The sequence below is a fragment of the Brevundimonas halotolerans genome (assembly GCF_003730275.1).
GTDB classification, from domain to species: domain Bacteria; phylum Pseudomonadota; class Alphaproteobacteria; order Caulobacterales; family Caulobacteraceae; genus Brevundimonas; species Brevundimonas halotolerans.
The window spans coordinates 17,295-35,851 of sequence record NZ_QTTA01000001.1; the positions used below are offsets into that span (position 1 = coordinate 17,295).

The window sequence follows — 18,557 nt, forward strand, 5'->3', positions numbered from 1 at the left end:
AATTCCGGATTAGCGAACAGAGCGGAGGTGGGTCAGGAAGCGATCATGTGGAATGGCGAAATTGCCACTGACGGTCGCACCCGCAGGTACGTCGCGCGTGACCACGGCCCCGATGCTGACCTTGGCCTTCTCGCCAATGCGGGCGCCGTTGATGATGACCGAGGACGGTCCGATATAGGCTTCGTCTCCGATCTCGACCCGGCCGAGGATATTGACGAGGGCGCAAACCTGCACGCGACGCCCGATCTGAACGTCGTGGGCGATATAGACGAGGTTGTCGACAACCGTCTCCTCGCCCAGCGTGGTTTCACCACCGAACAGGGCACGCGCGACGCAGACGTTGGAAAGGAGTTCGACGTACGACTTCAACCTCACGCCGCCCAGTTGCGGGATGATACGCTGGCGACCGCCGATTATGCCCGTGTTGAAGCCAGGAACGCCGAGGCTGACCCCGGGATGAAGAACGCAGTCAGACTCTACCACGACGCCGGGAGCAATCGACACATGGGCACCGATCCGGACCCGCGCGCCGATCTCGACACCATGATCCGCGATCCGCGCGGAGGGGTCGATCATGGCAGAGGGATCGACCCGGTTGGGCCGACCGCGAAGCTCGGCTTCACGATGCGCCGCCACAGCTGCGTGAAGCTCTGCATGCGCGGCGTCAGGGGCCTCAGCCACGGCCACAGCGAAGCGGACATCGAGAAGACCTGCTATCTCGGGCGTCGTAATGACGGCTGCCACCCGAGGATTGGCGTTCACTTCATCGGCGTATCTCGCTGCGCGCAGGGGGACACACAAACGGTCCAGGGGGGTGGACAGTTTGCCAGTCAGCGCAAAGTCACCGTCCCGAAGGACGGAGTAGCCAGCTGCGTCGGCAAATTGCGACAGTCTATGGGTCACGCAAGCCCCCCGGCGGCAGCATCAGCTTGGCGCAGCAAACGGAGAACAGGAATGGCCTCCTGCGGGCCGGTACGCGTCCCCCCGCGACCCGAGGCGGCATCAAGGAAAGTTCGCATTTCCATTTCCAGAGGTTCGTCCGCCGGCCAGTCGACCGGCTCGCCTTCGCCCTTTATAAAGCGCGCCACCGACCCGGATGTGTCGACATAGTCGCGGTAGATGACAAGCTTGCGTTCACGACTCGGAGCTGTGTCTTCGAACACCAGCGCCCCCTCGGTGCCGAGCACGGTGAGCTTGTGCTCCTTGTAAGGCGACAGCCACGAGACATTGACTTGCGCGGTAACGCCGTTCGGGAATCGGAGTTGCACAAAATACTGGTCCGGCACGGCGGGGTCGACAACACGAACAGGCAGCGCCCCCACATGTGTGGGCTCTTGACCCGTCAGGCCGAGGATCATGGAAAAATCATGCGGCGCCATGCTCCACAGGGCATTCTCCTCGCTACGGATCGCCCCGGGATTGAGTCGATGCGAAGTTACATGTCTCAGCTCACCGATCGCGCCTTCTTGGACCATTCGCTTCAAGGTGACGAAGGCCGGGTGGTATTGCAGCAGATGTCCGACCATCAGGGGCAGCTTCATCTCATTCGCCTTGGCCGCGAGCGCCTCGGCGTCACCCAGCTCGAGAGCCAGAGGCTTCTCGACGAACACAGGCTTGCCCGCCTCGAGCGCACGCATCGCCAAACGTGCATGGTCGACGGCCGGGGCCGCGATCGCCACGGCCTGAATATCCTTTGAGAAGGCGGCCTCTAGATCGTCGGTCACACGCACGCCCCCCAATTCGGAAGCATAGTCCGCCAACCGGTCAGCTGCCGGGTCAATGATCAGCTCAAGCGCACCGAGGCGAGCAAGGACGCGAGCAATATTGCGGCCCCAACGCCCACACCCGATCAGTGCGGTCCGGGGGAAATCGGCAGCAGTCGCGGAAACCATCAATTTTCTTTCTTGTTTCGGTGAGCCTGAAACCAGCTCGCAAAGGCAGGAACCCCGACGCTGATCGGAGTGGATGGCCTGTAGTCGATCAGCGCTTCAAGAAGATCCGCCGAGGCAAACGTGTCTGGTACATCGCCATCCTGCATCGGCAGGAATTCTTTTCTTGCCTCGAAGCCGAGCGCCTTTTCGAGCTCGGCTATGTACTCCATCAATTGGGCAGGCTTGCCACCCCCAATGTTGACTAAGCGCCAGGGCGCGGCCGGCGACAGGGTGTCCCCCATGACCGGAGTTGCCGTTCCCGGGACGACATCGACCAGCCGCACAACTGCCTCGACCAGGTCTTCGACGAACGTGAAATCCCGCGTCATCTTGCCATTCCCGAAGACTTGGATGGGCGTGCCATCCACCATGGCTCGAGCGAATTTTGAGAGGGCCAGATCCGGCCGCTCCCATGGCCCGTAGACCGTGAAGAACCGGAAGAATGTCGTGGGGATATCGAACAGGTGCGAATAGCTGTGCCCCATCAGCTCATTGGCGGCCTTCGACGCTGCGTAGAGCGTGAGCGGATGCACCGCCCGATCCGTTTCATGGAATGGCATCGCCGTATTGGCGCCATAAGCCGAACTTGTGGAAGCGCAAAGCAGGTGACGAGGCTTCATCCGGCGCGCGCATTCCAGGACATTGAAAGTGCCGACGAGGTTGGACCCTATGTAGGCGTCAGGGTGATCAATGCTGTAGCGCACGCCCGCCTGGGCGGCGAGGTGGATAACGACTTCAGGCCTCGCCTCGGTCCAAACTGCTTCCAGGGCAGCCATGTCCTGCAAATCCAAGCGGTGCAGATGGAACTCCCCGAAGCCTTCAAGAATCCGGTTGCGATCTTCCTTCAAGGCTGGGTCATAATACGGCGTGAAGTTGTCGACGCCAACGACGGTATGCCCGGCGTCCAGCAGTCTTCGAGCCAGGTGGAAGCCAATGAAGCCTGCAGTGCCCGTGATCAGGTACCTCATGATGGGGTCCTCGCGTCCCGGGGGGCACGAACATCAGCAATCGCCTGAGAGAGCAACATCGTCACTTCGTGCCCCGCATTCATGCGGGCTGCAGAGACCAGCGTCTGCAGGCGCGCCGTGTCGAGGCGGCCGGCACCGGTCCGGCCCATGACCTCAAGGATGCCGTCGACACAGGGGCGGGGATCCTCGCCATCGTCAGACAGGATTTCGGCGATCTTCTCACCCTGCTTCAGGCCCGTGTACTCGATCTTGATGTCCACGTCCGGCGTCTTGCCGCTCAGCTCGATCATCTGGCGGGCCAAGTCGGCGATGCGAACCGGCTCGCCCATCTCCAGCAGGAATTTCGAAGGCCCTTCATCCGCACGGGCGGCCTTCACCGCCGTGCTGTGCAGAACCAGTTGTACGGCCTCGGGGATGGTCATGAAATAGCGGTTCACGTCGGGGTGGGTGACGGTCACCGGTCCACCCCGGGCGATCTGGTCGCGGAAGATCGGTACCACCGACCCGGCCGAGCCCAGCACATTGCCAAAACGCACAGCCGACAGGCGCGTGCCGCTTTCGGGCACCAGCTCTAGCAGGGTTTCAGCGATCCGCTTGGTCGCGCCCATGACATTGGACGGATCAACCGCCTTGTCGGTCGAGATCAGGACGAACTGGGCCGCCTTGGCCGCCGTCGCGGCGCGGATTACATTCCAGGTGCCCTGGACGTTGGTCAGCACACCCTCGGCCGGATTGTTCTCGACCAGGGCCACATGCTTGAGGGCCGCAGCGTGGAAGACGATATCGGGGCGTTCCTGGTCGAACACCTCACGGATGCGGGCTTCGTCGCGGACATTGGCCAAAACGGCCCGGCGGGTCATGGCGGTCTTCACACCGCCCAGCTCCCGATCAATCTCGAACAGCTGAAATTCGGAGTGATCCAGCAGGGTCAGGTGACCACAACCAAGCTGCACCATCTGGCGCGCGATCTCCGATCCGATACTGCCCCCTGCACCGGTTACCAGGATGCGCTTGCCCCGGATCAGGTCCTCGACCGGCCCGGTCGGCAAGGAAATCGGCTGTCGCGGCAGGAATTCCTCCAACGGGATTTCGGTGAGCAGGTCGGCTCTTGGGCCCGGAGCGCCGACCTCAGTCAGGACGTGGGGCCGCAGGAGGGTGTGGCCGGCCTTCTTCAGTTCGCCGACGCGCTGGGGCGTCAGGCCAAAGCTGTGGACAGGATCCTGCAGGAACAGAATGCCGGGCACCGGCTCGTCGCGCCGGCGAAAGGGAATATGCTGGTCCCGCCAGACCTCAAGCGCAAGTATCGCCGGCACACCCTGAAGTCTCATGCCGACTTCCGCGACGTCCGGGGTTACGATCCCCACGGGCTGGTAGGGCTGGTCCGCATCGGCCTGCAAAAGGCGGATCTGGCGGTCGGCGTCGGCCAGCGAGCCCACCAGGATCAAAGGCGTCCGGTCGTCGGATATCTTCCGCCACCAGGTGGGCAGAAGGTGATGAATCAGTTCGGACTCGCGCGGGAGACGCCAGAGGAGGCGGACGCCGACGAGAAACAGAACGCTCAGAACCGCCGTGAGGGGGATGACAGAGCGGGGAAGCTGCACCCCCCGGTCGACCGCAAAGATGGCGAGCAGAAAAAAGGCAACCGTCAGGACGACATTCCGGCCAAGAGCCACAACGTCCCGGACCGAGGCGAACCGCCAGGCGGTCCGTTCGGTCTGAAAAACAGCCTCGACCAACGCGCCGATCAGGGCGTAGAGCGCCGCCCAGCCGATCACGCGGATCGCGTCACCGCCCTGGAACCACCATTCGATGGGAAGGGCCCGGCGCAGTTCATAGGCCAGAAGAAAACCAACAAACAGCGCCCCGATGTGGATCAGGTATTTCGCTGCCCAGGTCGCTGTCAGAGATGCACGCATTTCGGCCTCATACCCGAAACCACTTATATTTATATGACAAATTTACCTCCCAAACCTGATTTCCTCAGTCCGGGGCGTTTCCAACCCACCGCTTGCTCGAGCGCTGGTTGAGATTTCGGTCATTCCCTGCCTTGGCTCGCCCGAAGGGTCCAGAAAAAAATCCGTGGTTTCACGCGCGGTGGTGGCACAATCTCCTATTGGGGGCTATCAGATCCCGGTCGCACACAGGGGGCCTCTCCTGCATGCGGTCCGACCACCGGGAGTTTGTTCGCCATGCGCATTGTTCTGCTGCTGATCTCGATCCTCGCCCTCGGCGCCTGCACGAGCTCTGGCGGACCCAAGGAAGGGTCGATCCCGACCGACACCCTCCTGGCCACCTCGGCCGGCGGCGCGACCGCCTCGGGTGAGTATCGCATCGGCGCGACCGACCTGCTGCGCATCAATGTGTTCCGCGTGCCCGACCTTTCGTTCGAAGAAATCCGGGTGGACGCGTCGGGCGTCATCCAGATGCCCCTCATCGGAACCGTGCAGGCGGAAGGACTTACGCCCAACGAACTCAGTGAGTCCCTCGCCGCCCGGCTGGGCGCGCAATACCTGCGCAACCCGCAGATCACGGTGACCGTGCTGGAGGCAGCCAGCCAGAAGATTACCGTCGACGGCGCCGTGACCCAACCCGGCGTCTACGAGATGCAGGGCCGCACCACCCTGCTCCAGGCCGTGGCCATGGCGCGCGGCCCGATCGCGGGGGCGGATCTCAATAGCGTCGTCATTTTCCGAACGATCGAGGGACAGCGTCAGTTTGCCGTGTTTGACTTGGCTGCCATCCGCGCGGGCGAAGCGCCGGATCCGGTGGTGCTGGGCGATGATGTGATCGTCGTGGACACCTCCTTCCTCAGCGACGTGATCCAGCAGGTCGTCCGCGCGGCGCCGTCCCTCTATCTGTTCCGCACCATCTAGGCCGCCGCGGTGAGGCGGCGCAGCCATCGTGGCCTTGCCCCCGCCGCCCTCTGCGCGGGCCTTGCCCTGATCCTGACCGGTTGCAGGACGGAGGGGCCGGTTCCGCCCGACGCCTATGGCTCCGGAGCCGAGGTCGCGACGCCCCGGGATCGCCTGAACGCGCTCAACGCGCTCGACGCCCGGGTCAATGCGGTGGGGTTCCGGCTGTCCGTCGCCAATGTCGAACTCTGTCCCCGGACCGGCCCGATCACCGGCCTGCTTCTCCACGCCGAAAGCCAGTATGCGGACTATCTCAGGGCCGCCGCCCGCGAAGACTGGCAGCTGAGAGGCGACCTGCCCGGCGTTGCTGCCGTCGCGCCGGACAGTCCGGCAGCCGACGCCGGCCTCAGGGTCGGAGACCTGCTCCTGTCCGCGGACGGCAAGCCGTTTCTGGAAGGGGGCCCTGTGGGGGACGCCGGATTCGACGGCTTGTCCGGGAATCTGGCTCGATTGGCCGACGCGCTTTACGACGGCTCAGCCGAACTCCTCGTGCAGCGGGACGGCCAACGCCTCACGGTGGTGCTCGGCAGCGTTACGGGTTGCGCCTATCCGTTCCAGCTTGATCCGTCTGCGGACTTCTATGCCAAGGGCGATGGCGAGCGGGTGTTCATCAGCTCGGCCCTGGCCGCGTTCAGCCCGCTGGACGATGACCTGGCTGTCGTCCTGGGTCATGAGTTGGCCCACAATATTCTGGACCACCGCGCCTATTTCGATGAGGTCGGCCTTGCACGGGATGTGCTCGGCAACTGGGGGGTCGCACCCTGGGAGCTAGTCCGGGCCGAGCGGGAGGCCGATCGTGTGGGCCTCTATCTTTCGGCCCGGGCGGGCTATGACCCCGCGCGGGCCGGACCCTATTGGCGCATGCTGTCGGCGCGCCTTCCCCAGTTGCGGATGGTGCAGTGGGGGCACCCCTCGGCCGGCGAGCGCATACAGTTGCTGGAGGGCGTGGCTGAGGAGATTGCTGTCCTCCAAGCCGCCGGTGAGCCCCTCATACCCTGATATCAGACCGTTTCGGCTGCCCTTGTCGACTTGCGAGTATGGTCTGCCAGCGACAGTCGCGCCGTCAATCGTCGCGCAATGCGCCAGTCGGTTGATTTCACGTCTCGCCCCCCGGGTAAGTATACGGTATCAGCCCTCTGGAAGCGCCCGCGGGGCAGGCGCGCGTACGTTCAGTATCAGGATATGATGATGGCCGAGGGTCGCGGATCTGGCGAGATGATGCAGGCAGGACCGTCGCTGCGGGATCAAGGCTCCGACGCCTTTGGTGAGCCGGTGGAACGCGAAGTCGAACTCGACCTCGCGAAATACTGGGCGATGCTGATGAAGCACCGGCTGCTGATCGCGGGATCGGTGCTGGCTGCCGTTGTCATCGGCCTGGTCATCACGCTTTTGACGCCGCCCACCTATACGGCGGCGGCCACAGTCCAGATTGACCGTGAAGCCACCCGCGTTCTGGACTCCGAGGAGACCGGCGCTGCCGACCTTCGCTTTTCGATGGAGTTCTTCCAGACCCAGTACGGCCTGATCCGAAGCCGGTCCCTGGCGGAGCGCGTCATCGACAGCCTCGGCCTGGCCGGTTCCGACGCCTTCATCGAGCAGATGGGCGGAGAGTTCGAAGCGCGCGAGGGCGAAACGGCTGCCCAGCAAATGGCTCGGCGCCGCGAAATGGTCATCGACCTGATTGCCGACGGCCTTGACGTTTCCTCCCAACGCGATTCCCGGCTGGTCGAGATCACCTTCAGCAGCCCGAGCGCTGCCGTCTCGGCGCGGATGGCCAATGCCATTGCCGAAAACTACATCCAGTCCAACCTTGATCGGAAGTTCGACGCCTCTCTCTATGTGCGCGAGTTCCTTGAGGAGCGGATCGCCGAGACCAAGGCCAAGCTGGAAGCGACGGAACGCCAGCTGGTCCAGTATGCGGACGATCAGCAGATCATCCGCCTGGAAGACAGCACCAATGCCGGGACCGGTGCCCAGCGCTCGCTGGCCGCCAACAGCCTGTCGACGATCAACGAAGCGCTCTCGCAAGCGCGCGTGGACCGGATTTCGGCCGAGGAACGCTGGCGCCAGGCCCGGGGCGCGTCGCTGATGTCGATCCCGGAAGTGATCGCCAGCCCGGCGATCCAGGCCATGGTCGCCCAGCGGGTCGCTGTCGAGGCCGAGTATCAGCAGAAATCCAGCGTGCTGCAGGCCGACTATCCGGAAATGGTCGAGCTGCAGAATCGTATCGATGAGCTGGACAGCCAGATCCGCAGTCTGGCCGTGTCCATTCGAGACGGAATCCGCGCCCAGTATGAGATCGCGCTCAATCAGGAGCGGGCCCTGCAGAGCCGCGTGAACGGTCTGAGTACTGACGTTCTGGACCTCAGCGATCGCAGCGTGGAGTATAACATCCTCCTGCGCGAGCTGGACACCAGCCGACAGCTCTACGACGGCCTGCTGCAACGCTATAAGGAAGTGGGCGTGACGGGCGGCGTGACCGCCAACAACGTGTCCCTGATCGACCGCGCCATTGCGCCGAAGACCCCGTCGAGCCCCAAACTGCCCCTCAATCTCGCCCTCGCCTTTGTGCTGGGGCTTGGGCTGGGCGTGGTCGCGGCCTTCCTGATCGAGGCGCTGGACGATTCGATCACCACTCCTGGCGATGTGGAAGAAAAACTGGGCTTGCCGGGGCTAGGCAACATTCCGCTGCTCGCAAAGGACGAGGATGCCATTTCGGCCCTACGCGATGTGAGGTCGCCTTTCTCGGAGGCCTATTATTCGCTCCGGACAGCTTTGCAGTTCACCACCTCGCACGGCGCTCCGAAGTCCCTCCTGCTGACCAGTGCCCGGCCCGGCGAGGGCAAGTCGACCACCGCCTTTGCGACCGCGCTCAACCTGTCGCGGACCGGCAAACGGGTGCTTCTGGTCGATGGCGATCTGCGCAATCCTTCCATGCACCGCGTGCTGGAGATGGATAACAGCCAGGGGATGAGCAATTTCCTGTCCGGGTCTGCCGAGCTGCAGGGTGTGGTTCGCAAAACCCCCTTCGCCACGCTCGACTTCATCCCCTGTGGTCCCCTGCCGCCCAATCCGGCCGAGCTCTGGTCCGGGGATCGACTTCAGGTCCTGCTCGATCAGGCGCTGGCCATCTATGATCACGTGGTGATCGACGGCCCGCCGGTGCTGGGCTTTGCCGATGCGCCCCTATTGTCCTCGTCCGTTGAAGGCACCCTGTTTGTGCTGGAGTCGCGCGGGACAGGGCGGCGTCAGGCACTGGGGGCGCTTCGCCGGCTGAGCTTTGCCCGAGGTCACGTACTGGGCGCGGTGCTGACGAAATTCCAGGCCAACAAGACCCGGAATGAGGGTTATGACTACAGCTATGACTATGATTATGGCGCCAAATCCTCGTCCGAGGTGAAAGGGCGCAAGTCCTGATGACGGACGGACTGAACGAGCCCCCTCCGCCCAAGGCCTCGCCCCTTCTCGGCTATGGCGCCGTCGGACTGGCCATCGGCCTAATCTGGCTGGGTTGGCAGGTGGTTCTGGTGCCGCTCGCGGATCGGGCCCCGGCCGAACATGCCGTGCGACTCAGCCCCGGGTCTGCCGTGGTTCTGGCCGAGGCCTCCGAGGCGGAATGGCGCGCGGGCCGGATGGACAATGCCGATGCACTGGCTCGCATGGCGCTGGAGCGCGCGCCCTTCAATCTGCAGGCCCTGCGGGTCGTAGGCCTGGTTGAAGGCGAGACCGGCGATCGGGCTCTGGCGGATGACCTGCTGACACTCGCCGGCAACTGGAGTCTTCGGGACGACAGTTCGCACAGCTGGTTGATCGACAACCGCCTGCGGCGCGGGGACTATGGATCGGCCTTTGCCCATGCCGATACGCTGGCGCGGCGGCGGACCGAGGTCCAGCCACAGCTGTTTGACCTGTTTGGCACGGCCATGGAAACCGACCCCAGGTCTGTCCCCTTTCTGGCGGGCGAACTCGCAGATAGTCCGCCTTGGCGGGCGGCCTTCATCAACAGCCTCTACCAACGCGACAGCGGCATCGCCGTCGCCGCTCAGTTGGCCATGGTCATGAAGGACAGTGACGGCCGCTTTTCGGATGCCGAGCTTCAACAGCTCTACCAACGCCTCTATTCCGCCGGCCAGATCGAGGCTCTGCGTCAGGTCCGTATCGCTCTGGATCGCCCCGCGGCAGGACAGGCCCTGATCGATGGACGATTTGAGGCCGAGTCCGCGATCCTGCCCTTTGGCTGGGATCTGGCGGTTGGCGCAGGCTATTCCGTGGCCGCCCTGGCCGACGCGGGCCCGCCGGACGCAACGAATGGCAACTCACGCCCCTCGGGCGCCCTTCGGGTGGGCCACAATGGCCAAAGCCGGGATGTACTGGCCCGGCAGGTGACCCTGCTTGCCCCCGGGCGCTATCGGCTGCTCGGGCGATCCCGCTGGGAGTTTGGGGCAAGCCAAATGACCTTCTCCTGGCAGCTTGTTTGCCGAGGCGCTGCGCGGCCTGCGGGTGAAGCAGTCATCGGTGCGCCAACGAGGTCTACCCCTGCGGCGAGCGAGACCTGGACGCCCTTTTCCGTGGAGTTTCAGGTCCCTGCCGAGGGCTGTGGCAGCCAGTCGCTTCAGCTGGTCGGCGAAAATCCCGGGCGCCGCACGGAGCTTGTCATATGGTTTTCACATCTTGAGATTGTGGCAGCTCAATGACGGTGCGAATCCGCAACAGGGTGCCGCAGAGTCACTTTTCAGGCGAATGGACGCACTTTTGGGCTTGCCTTGCGCAACCCAAACGACCTAAACACATTCTCAGAGGAGCGGGGAAACCCGCGCAATGTTTTTAACAAAAGGGGAACTGCATGCGTAAGACCATCGCTGCTGCTTCGCTGGGCCTGCTGCTGATCGCAGGCCAAGCTGTTGCGGCCGGAAACAACAGCGCCGTTGAGCGTGTCGGCGACCGCGTCGGCGCTCGTGCGGAAGCCGCCAACGACTTCATGGGCATTCCGCTGCCCGTGCTGCTGATCGGCACCGCCGTTCTCGTCGGTGTGATCTCGGTTGCCTCGGACGACGACGCGCCGACCAGCCCGTAAGAGTTTCGATCCCGCTCAGTTTCCGAGTGTGTAAGTGAGCGGATCGTTTCTGAAACGAATAAGCCAGTGGAATGCTTTGGCCATAGCGGCCAGTGTTCTGCTGGCTTTTTCGTTGTTTCTGGGTGGGGCCAGTCGCGAGCATCTGGTGCCTCTGGCTGCCATTGAACTGGCGGCCCTGCTCGTGCTCGGCCTGGGGCTCTATCGCCTCGCAGCAACGGGCATCTGGCGAAACCACCGGTTTCTATTGTCGCTGGCCGGTTTGGCCGCCCTGCTCCCACTCATCCAGCTTGTTCCCCTGCCCTTTTCGCTCTGGGCCTCCCTGCCGGGACGGGAGAGCGCCGTCACGGCGCTTGAGCTGGCGGGCATCGCACCGGCCTGGCTGCCGCTTTCGCTGACACCCGACCGGACATGGCAGGCCTTTCTGGCCATCCTGCCGCCGCTGGCCATGCTGATTGCCGCGCTGGGCCTTGAGCGGCGAGTGCTGGCGCGCTTTATCTGGGGCATCCTTGGCTTCGTAATCTTAGCGATCCTCGTAGGTGCACTGCAGATCACGCTCAACAGCCCTGCAGTCTATCCTTGGCAGACCACGAATTTCGGGTCGCTGGTCGGCTTCTTCGCCAACCGGAACCATATGGCGACCCTCTGCCTCGTGGCCATTCCCTTCGCCGCGGCCCTGGCCGGAAGTGGCCTCAACAGCCGGGATCGAATCGCCAACCTCCGGCTCTGGGCCGGCGGACTGGTTATCGGCCTGATCATTGTCGCGCTCGGCGCCATCCAGTCCCGGTTCGGTGTCCTGGCCGCCATGCCAGCCTTGGCGGCGGCTGCCATGATCGGGTGGGTCTCATCTGGCCGCAGCCAGCCCGGTCCTGCCATCCTGCTGCTCATCCTCGGCGGCGCTGCAGGCCTTGCAGTGGTCGGCCTGTTCGCTCTCGATCCGATCCTTGACCGGTTTGAGCGCGACGCCCAGTTCGAGGGTCGTCTCGACAACTGGCCGATCGTGGCCCAGGCCGCGCAAGACTTCTTGCCTTTGGGCTCCGGCATGGGATCCTTCGACCCCGTCTACCGGTCCTATGAACCTGTCGAGACGCTGAGGGCGTCCTACTTCAACCAGGCGCATAATGACTATCTCGAAATCTGGCTTGAGGCGGGCTGGGCGGGCATAGCGCTGGTCATCGCCACCTTTGTCTGGTGGAGCCGGCGGTCCTGGAGTGCCTGGCGCGCGGGCAGCCATCCCGACCGTGATCTTCAGCGCGCGGCGTCGGTCGCCCTTCTGCTGATCGCCGCCCATTCGGCCGGGGACTACCCCCTCCGGACCGAAGCCATGGCGGTTGTGTTTGCTCTCTGTTGCGCCATCCTGGACGGGGCCGCACAGGAATTGCGTCCCGGTCGGTCCCGTCGCCGCGGGCCTTCGAACTCTGTGCAGGAACCCGTCCGCCGCCACACCTGATCAGTATCGGCATGTGAGCCGGCCTGAGGCCCGGCCATGTGGAGGGGATTCGGCGTCATCCCGACGCGTCGAAAATCCATCTCACGATCTGCTCCGCGGCCTCGTCCGGCCCGGTCACCGTGGTGTCGATATGGATGTCGGGCGCCTCAGGGGCCTCATAGGGACTGTCAATGCCGGTGAAGTTCTGCAGTTGGCCGGACCGGGCCTTGGCGTAGAGACCCTTGACGTCGCGGGCCTCGGCGACCTCGATCGGCGTATCGACAAACACCTCGATGAACTCCCCGTCGGCCATCATCGCGCGCACCATCTCGCGCTCGGCGCGGAACGGCGAGATGAAGGCCGTCAGCACGGTCAGCCCGGCATCGGTCATCAGGCGGGCGACCTCGCCCACCCGGCGAATGTTCTCGATGCGATCAGCATCAGTGAAGCCCAGATCCTTGTTCAGGCCGTGGCGCACATTGTCGCCGTCCAGCAGGAAGGTGTGCAGGCCCTGACTGTACAGCTTCTTCTCGACCAGATTGGCGATGGTGGACTTGCCTGAGCCGGACAGGCCGGTGAACCACAGAACCCGGGGGGTTTGTCCCTTCTGCCGGGCGCGCATGTCCCGCGAGATGTCCAGCGCCTGCCAGTGCACATTCTGGGCCCGGCGCAGCGAGAAATGCAGCATGCCGGCCGCGACCGTCGCGTGGGTCAGCTTGTCGATCAGGATGAAGCCACCCAGAGTCCGGCTGTCGGCATAGGGTTCGAACACGATGGGGCGGTCCGTCGTGATTTCAGCCACGCCGATGGCGTTCAGTTCGAGCGTCTTGGCCGCCAGATGGTCCAGCGTATTGACGTTGACCTTGTACTTCGGCGGCTGAAGGGTTACCGAAACCGTTCGCGTGCCCAGCTTGAGCCAATAGGCCCGGCCCGGAAGCAGGGCCTCTTCTCCCATCCACACAAGGGTGGCCTCGAACTGGTCAGCGACCTGGGGCGGTGCCGAGGCAGAGGCGATTACATCCCCGCGGGAACAGTCGATCTCATCCGCAAAGCACAGAGTGACGGACTGGCCGGCCACAGCCTGATCGAGGTCACCGCCCAGCGACACAATGCGGCTGACGGTCGAGGTCTTGCCCGAGGGCAGCACGCGCACTGCGTCGCCCGGACGGACCACTCCCGAGGCGATCTGGCCGGCAAAGCCGCGGAAGTCCAGATTGGGTCTGTTCACCCATTGCACGGCCATACGGAAAGGCCGGGCCTGATCCGTGTCGGTCTCGATCGGCACGGTTTCCAGATGATGGATCAGGGCCGGGCCCTCATACCAGGGCGTGTTCGCCGAGGCCTCGGTGATATTGTCGCCCTTGAACCCTGAGATCGGAATGGCCACGAACGCGCCGATGCCAATGCGGTCGGCAAAGTCACGATAGTCGGCCACGATGCTGTCGAAGACGGTCCGGTCGTAGTCGACCAGATCCATCTTGTTGACCGCCAGCACGATGGTGCGGATGCCCAACAGGTGCACGAGATAGCTGTGGCGACGGGTCTGGGTCAGCACGCCCTTGCGCGCATCGATCAGGATGACGGCCAGGTCCGCCGTCGACGCGCCTGTGACCATGTTGCGAGTGTACTGTTCGTGGCCGGGCGTGTCGGCGACGATGAATTTGCGCTTTTCAGTCGCGAATAAGCGATAGGCGACGTCGATGGTAATGCCCTGTTCGCGCTCGGCGGCCAGTCCATCCACCAGCAGGGCGAAATCGAGCGCCTCTCCCTGGGTGCCGACCCTTCTGGAGTCCGCTTCCAGCGCCGCCAGCTGATCCTCAAAGATCAATTTTGAGTCGTAGAGCAGCCGCCCGATCAGGGTGGACTTGCCGTCGTCGACGCTGCCGCAGGTGATGAAGCGCAACATCGACTTGTGCCGATGAAGCTCCAGCCAGGCGTCAATGTCGCGGGCGATCAGGGCGTCGGTCCTGTAGACGGGATCGGAAGCGGCGGGACCGGTCATCAGAAATACCCCTCCTGCTTCTTCTTCTCCATGGAGGCGTCGCCGGCATCCTTGTCGATGATCCGCCCCTGGCGCTCGCTGGTGGTGGCGAGCAGCATTTCCCGGATGATCTGCGGCAGGGTCGCGGCCTCGCTTTGGACCGCGCCCGTCAGGGGGTAGCATCCCAGGGTGCGAAAGCGGATCGACCGCATGACCGGTTCCTCACCGAGCCGCAGAGGAAAGCGGTCATCATCGACCATCAGGATCAGGCCGTCACGGATGACCGTCGGGCGCGGCGCACTGAAATACAGCGGCACGATCGGGATGTCGTTGAGCTGGATGTATTGCCAGATATCCAGCTCGGTCCAGTTGGACAGGGGGAAGACGCGCAGGCTCTCGCCCCTGGCCTTTTGCACATTGTAGAGGGACCACAGTTCGGGCCGCTGGCGCCTGGGATCCCAACCATGGCTGGCCGTGCGGAACGAGACAATCCGCTCCTTGGCGCGACTTTTCTCCTCATCGCGACGCGCACCGCCGAAGGCGACGTCAAAGCCGTGCAGGTCCAGCGCCTGCTTAAGGCCCTCGGTCTTCCACATGTCGGTGTGCTGCGGCCCGTGATCGAACGGATTGATGCCGCGCTCGACCGCCTCGGGATTGCGATGGACCAGCAGGTCCATGCCGCTCTCGGCCGCCATGCGGTCCCGCAACGCATACATGTCCCGGAACTTCCATGTCGTATCGACGTGCAGCAGGGGAAAGGGCGGCGGCGCCGGATAGAAGGCCTTGCGCGCCAGATGCAGCATTACGGCCGAGTCCTTGCCCACCGAATAGAGCATGACGGGCTTGCGCGCCTCGGCCACGACCTCGCGCATGATATGCAGGCTTTCCGCCTCAAGTCGTTCCAGGTGGGTCAAACCGGGCATGATCAGCCGCCGAACACAGCGCCGAACTCGGCATTGGCGCGGTCGTAGTCGGGCGGACGACCGATATCCAGCCAGTAGCCCTCGGCCCGGTGCGGCCTTACCGGCTGGTCCGCGTCGATCAGGGCCTGGATCAGCATCGGCATATCATAAGGCCGGTTCGCGGGAATCAGCGCCAGCGCCGCCCGTGACAGCACATAGACCCCGGCGTTGATATTGAAGACCTGGCTGGGCTTTTCCTCGATGCCGCTGATCCGGCCGTCGGCCGCCCGGATCACGCCGAACGGCACCTGCATCTCATAGTCCCGCACGACCACTGTGGCGGCCGCGCCGTCGCGGATGTGGCCATCCATGACCTGGCCATAGTCGACGCGGGTCAGCACATCGCCATTGGTGACCAGCACCGGCCCCTCGACCGCAGCCGGCAGCAGCGACAGGGCCCCGCAGGTGCCCAGCGGCTGATCCTCGCGCAGATAGCCAATGGTCAGGCCCCGATCGCTGCCGTCGCCGAAATGGGCCACGATCTGCTCACCCTTGTAATTCACCGACAGGAAGATGCGGCGAAAGCCCTGAACCGCCAGGCTGGAGACGATGGTCTCCAGAATCGGACGCGGGCCGACGTTCAGCATCGGCTTGGGCGTTGTGCGGGTCAGCTCGGCCAGACGTTCACCCCGGCCGCCGGCCATGATGACCACCGCCTCGGGCCGCTCGGGCACATCCAGCAGGTCGCCAACAGTCGTGAGGCCGGTCACCCGCCCCGCCTCGTCCACACGGGGCAGTTGGCGCAGCTTGCGGGCGCGCAGCATGGTCAGGGCCGCGCCTTCCTCCAGACCGTCCGGCGCCACCACCGGCGTGGTGTGCACAAACGGGCGACAGGCCTGCTCGAGGTCAGCCCCGTTAATCAGGGCCCGGCGCACATCCCCGTCCGACAGGGTGCCGACCAGAATCCCGGCGTCGTCGACCACCAGCGCAATCCCGACGCCCGCCGAATCGATGGCCTTCAGCACCTGCCTCAGCGGGGCATCCGGGCCGACCAGGGTGCGCTGCCAGTGCTTCATGGCTCGATTGCCTCGTCCGGCTGATAGTCGCGGGTTGCCGCCCTGCCATAGAGGGCAAAGGCCGAATGGGGGTCTATGCCGTCGGCCGGGCGCTTGGCCATCAGCATGTCGGGTGCCCACACCTCTCCGGCCCGAATCGGCCGCGTCGCGACCAGCGACCGCCGCGCGACGATCCGGTTGGCCATTTCCTCGAGCGCCGGGGCCTTGTCCGCATGGCCCAGCGCCTGCTCGACCTCGCGGATGGCACGGACCATGGCGGCCAGCTCGTCCGGCTCCAGCGAGGCGGCGTGATCCGGGCCCTGACGGTCGCGGCTGAGGGTGAAATGCTTCTCGATCATCACCGCCCCGCGCGCCACGGCGGCGATCGGCACGCTCAGCCCCAGCGTATGGTCCGAATAGCCGACCGGCAGGCCGAACGTGTCCCTTAGCGTGTCCATGGCGCGCAGGTTGACGGCCGACAGTGGCGCGGGATACTGGGTCGTGCAGTGCAACAGCACCACCTGCCCCCTCAGCGCCGCCCGCGCGGCATCGGTGTCAAAGGCGGCCAGCGCCGTCTCCAGATCGGGCGGCAGGTCCTCGCGCATCCGGCCCCAGGCGATCAGGGCCAGGGCCTGCCGCACCTCGTCCAGCGTCGCCATGCCGGTCGAGACGGCCAGCGGCGGGCCCACGCGCGCGGCGGCGATCAGCATCTCGCCCCAGGTCAGGTCCCCCGACGGGATCTTGATCCACGGCATGCCCAGCCCGGCGACCAGCGCCAGACTGTCCATATCGAACGCCGTCGACATGAAGGCGATACCGCACGCCCGGCAGCGCGCGACCAGCGCCGGGTGATCCTCGGGCTTCAGCTCCAGCCGCCGCACCATATCCAGCTGGGTGCCGCCCTCGCCCGTATTGGTCACCTGATATTCGGCCTTGAGCGCGCGGGCGGTCAGGGCCGCCTCGGCCCGGAAGGTCTGGAATTTGACCGCATCGGCCCCGGCTTCGGCGGCCACGTCGATCATCGTCAGGGCGTCGTCCAGCGAGCCGTCGTGGTTCACCCCCGCCTCGGCGATGATGAAGACGCGGTCAGCCACCGGCGACCTCGATATCGATGAACCGCTTGTGCATCAGGGTGTCACGCTCGGGCAGGGAAGTCAGAACCGACAGGATGCGCGGCACAGTCTTTCCATCTCCATAAGGATTGATCGCGCCCGCAAGGTTCGCCGCCATGGCCTTGGCCAGCGCCGCGCGGATGGCCGCTGCCTCGCCGGCACAGTGAAACACCGTCTCGCCCGCCAGCCGCCCCTGTTGCCGCACGCCGACGTTGACGGTGGGAATCCCCAGCGAGGGCGCCTCGGTCAGGCCGCTGGAGGAATTGCCCACCACCGCCCGGCAGCGCGCCATCAGCGGCAGATAGGCCGCGCCCAGCGTCGCATGGATCGAGGCATTGGCCCGCCCGCTGGCCCAGTCGGTCAGATGGCGGGTCAAGCCTTCATGACCCGGGTCGGCATTGGGCCGGGTGATCCACAGATGCGTGCTGGCGGGCAGCTCGCCGAGTGCCGCCAGCAGGGCGTCGAACTCGGCCCTTCCCCCGTCCGGCAACAGGGTCACGGGGTGGAAGCAGACCAGCAGATTGTCGGCCCCCAGTGGCCGGCCCAGCAGACCCTCCAGCGCCGCATCCGGCAGGGCTGCAGCGGCCGCCAGACTGTCCAGCGAGGGATTGCCGACCGTATGGATGCGCCAGTCCTCCTCGCCCAATTGACGCAGGCGACGCGCCGCCTCGGCATGGGTGACCAGATGCACCTGGGCCAGCTTGCTGACGGCGTGGCGGATGCCCTCGTCGATCGCACCTTCGGTGACATCGCCGCCGCCCAGATGGATCAGCGGTAGGCGCAGCAGCATGGCGGCCTGGGCCACGGCCAGGATCTCGTATCGGTCGCCGACGATCAGCACGGCATCGGGCGTCAGCCGCTCCAGCGCCTCGACCACCCCCGTCAGCACGGCGGCGGCCCCCCGGGCGGCGGTGCCAGAATCGTCGCCGTCCAGCGGCATGGGCACCAGGGCGTCGGCCTCGATCAGGTCGTCGGCGTCCGAGCCGAATCGCGGGTCCGCATGGGTGCCGGTCAGCAGCAACTGCCCCACCGTCCACGGATCGGCGCGTAGGGCATCGAGAATCGGCCGGATCAGGCCATAGTCAGCCCGGCCGCTGCTCACCACACAGATCGTCACGCGTTCGGCCATGCGCCTGCTACAGTCTGCCTTGCCAGAGTCGGTCAAGGTGTCAGGGTAGCAGTCTTGTCCGATTCCC

The 18,557-nt window shown here is 64.9% G+C and carries 15 protein-coding genes; 6 read left to right on the forward strand and 9 right to left on the reverse strand.

All coding sequences use genetic code 11. The features are described 5' to 3' along the window. Nucleotides 1-9: 9 nt before the first annotated feature. The 4 genes from EG854_RS00080 to EG854_RS00095 are packed head-to-tail and all read right to left on the reverse strand — an operon-like array spanning nt 10 to nt 4,815. Complete coding sequence (locus EG854_RS00080) at nt 10-903, reverse strand: DapH/DapD/GlmU-related protein (protein ID WP_164461715.1); 894 nt, start codon at nt 901-903, stop codon at nt 10-12. Further along, nucleotides 900-1,892 carry a Gfo/Idh/MocA family protein gene (locus tag EG854_RS00085; protein WP_123285700.1) on the reverse strand — a complete coding sequence of 331 codons (993 nt, stop codon included), beginning with the start codon at nt 1,890-1,892 and terminating at the stop codon, nt 900-902. Before EG854_RS00085 ends, EG854_RS00080 begins: the two co-directional genes overlap by 4 nt. Beyond that, nucleotides 1,892-2,899, reverse strand: coding sequence for an NAD-dependent epimerase/dehydratase family protein (locus EG854_RS00090; RefSeq protein ID WP_123285701.1), 1,008 nt, complete (start codon nt 2,897-2,899; stop codon nt 1,892-1,894). Before EG854_RS00090 ends, EG854_RS00085 begins: the two co-directional genes overlap by 1 nt. Continuing rightward, entirely contained in the window at nt 2,896-4,815 is a 1,920-nt protein-coding gene (locus EG854_RS00095; protein ID WP_123285702.1) for a nucleoside-diphosphate sugar epimerase/dehydratase, read from the reverse strand. The genes EG854_RS00090 and EG854_RS00095 overlap by 4 nt, the downstream gene beginning before the upstream one ends. A 273-nt stretch (nt 4,816-5,088) precedes the next feature. Between EG854_RS00095 and EG854_RS00100 the strand changes: the two genes are divergently transcribed. The 6 genes from EG854_RS00100 to EG854_RS00125 all read left to right on the forward strand — a co-directional run bounded on the left by EG854_RS00100 (nt 5,089) and on the right by EG854_RS00125 (nt 12,332). Further along, nucleotides 5,089-5,772 carry a polysaccharide biosynthesis/export family protein gene (locus tag EG854_RS00100; protein ID WP_123285703.1) on the forward strand — a complete coding sequence of 228 codons (684 nt, stop codon included), beginning with the start codon at nt 5,089-5,091 and terminating at the stop codon, nt 5,770-5,772. 9 nt (nt 5,773-5,781) lie between these two features. Continuing rightward, nucleotides 5,782-6,810, forward strand: a complete 1,029-nt coding sequence (locus EG854_RS00105; RefSeq protein WP_123285704.1) for a M48 family metalloprotease — start codon at nt 5,782-5,784, stop codon at nt 6,808-6,810. A gap of 189 nt (nt 6,811-6,999) precedes the next feature. Further along, the gene (locus EG854_RS00110; RefSeq protein ID WP_164461721.1) at nt 7,000-9,228 is read left to right on the forward strand and encodes a GumC family protein; all 2,229 of its coding nucleotides are present in this window, start codon (nt 7,000-7,002) and stop codon (nt 9,226-9,228) included. Continuing rightward, complete coding sequence (locus tag EG854_RS00115; protein WP_123285706.1) at nt 9,228-10,505, forward strand: tetratricopeptide repeat protein; 1,278 nt, start codon at nt 9,228-9,230, stop codon at nt 10,503-10,505. The genes EG854_RS00110 and EG854_RS00115 overlap by 1 nt, the downstream gene beginning before the upstream one ends. A gap of 149 nt (nt 10,506-10,654) precedes the next feature. Further along, nucleotides 10,655-10,885 carry a hypothetical protein gene (locus tag EG854_RS00120; RefSeq protein ID WP_123285707.1) on the forward strand — a complete coding sequence of 77 codons (231 nt, stop codon included), beginning with the start codon at nt 10,655-10,657 and terminating at the stop codon, nt 10,883-10,885. 34 nt (nt 10,886-10,919) lie between these two features. Beyond that, entirely contained in the window at nt 10,920-12,332 is a 1,413-nt protein-coding gene (locus tag EG854_RS00125) for an O-antigen ligase family protein (RefSeq protein ID WP_164461723.1), read from the forward strand. Between the two features lie 55 nt (nt 12,333-12,387). Here the strand turns inward: EG854_RS00125 and cysN are convergent, their stop codons facing one another. Genes cysN through neuC form a run of 5 tightly spaced genes read right to left on the reverse strand, consistent with a single transcriptional unit; the run spans nt 12,388 to nt 18,490 of the window. Beyond that, nucleotides 12,388-14,313 carry a sulfate adenylyltransferase subunit CysN gene (gene cysN, locus EG854_RS00130; protein WP_123285709.1) on the reverse strand — a complete coding sequence of 642 codons (1,926 nt, stop codon included), beginning with the start codon at nt 14,311-14,313 and terminating at the stop codon, nt 12,388-12,390. After that, nucleotides 14,313-15,215, reverse strand: coding sequence for a sulfate adenylyltransferase subunit CysD (gene cysD / locus EG854_RS00135; RefSeq protein ID WP_123285710.1), 903 nt, complete (start codon nt 15,213-15,215; stop codon nt 14,313-14,315). Before cysD ends, cysN begins: the two co-directional genes overlap by 1 nt. Before the next feature lie 2 nt (nt 15,216-15,217). Then, complete coding sequence (locus tag EG854_RS00140; RefSeq protein ID WP_123285711.1) at nt 15,218-16,270, reverse strand: nucleotidyltransferase family protein; 1,053 nt, start codon at nt 16,268-16,270, stop codon at nt 15,218-15,220. After that, complete coding sequence (neuB, locus tag EG854_RS00145) at nt 16,267-17,343, reverse strand: N-acetylneuraminate synthase (RefSeq protein WP_123285712.1); 1,077 nt, start codon at nt 17,341-17,343, stop codon at nt 16,267-16,269. The genes EG854_RS00140 and neuB overlap by 4 nt, the downstream gene beginning before the upstream one ends. After that, nucleotides 17,336-18,490: a UDP-N-acetylglucosamine 2-epimerase gene (gene neuC, locus EG854_RS00150; RefSeq protein WP_164461725.1), complete on the reverse strand. Its 1,155-nt coding sequence runs from the start codon at nt 18,488-18,490 to the stop codon at nt 17,336-17,338. Before neuC ends, neuB begins: the two co-directional genes overlap by 8 nt. Between the last annotated feature and the right edge of the window lie 67 nt (nt 18,491-18,557).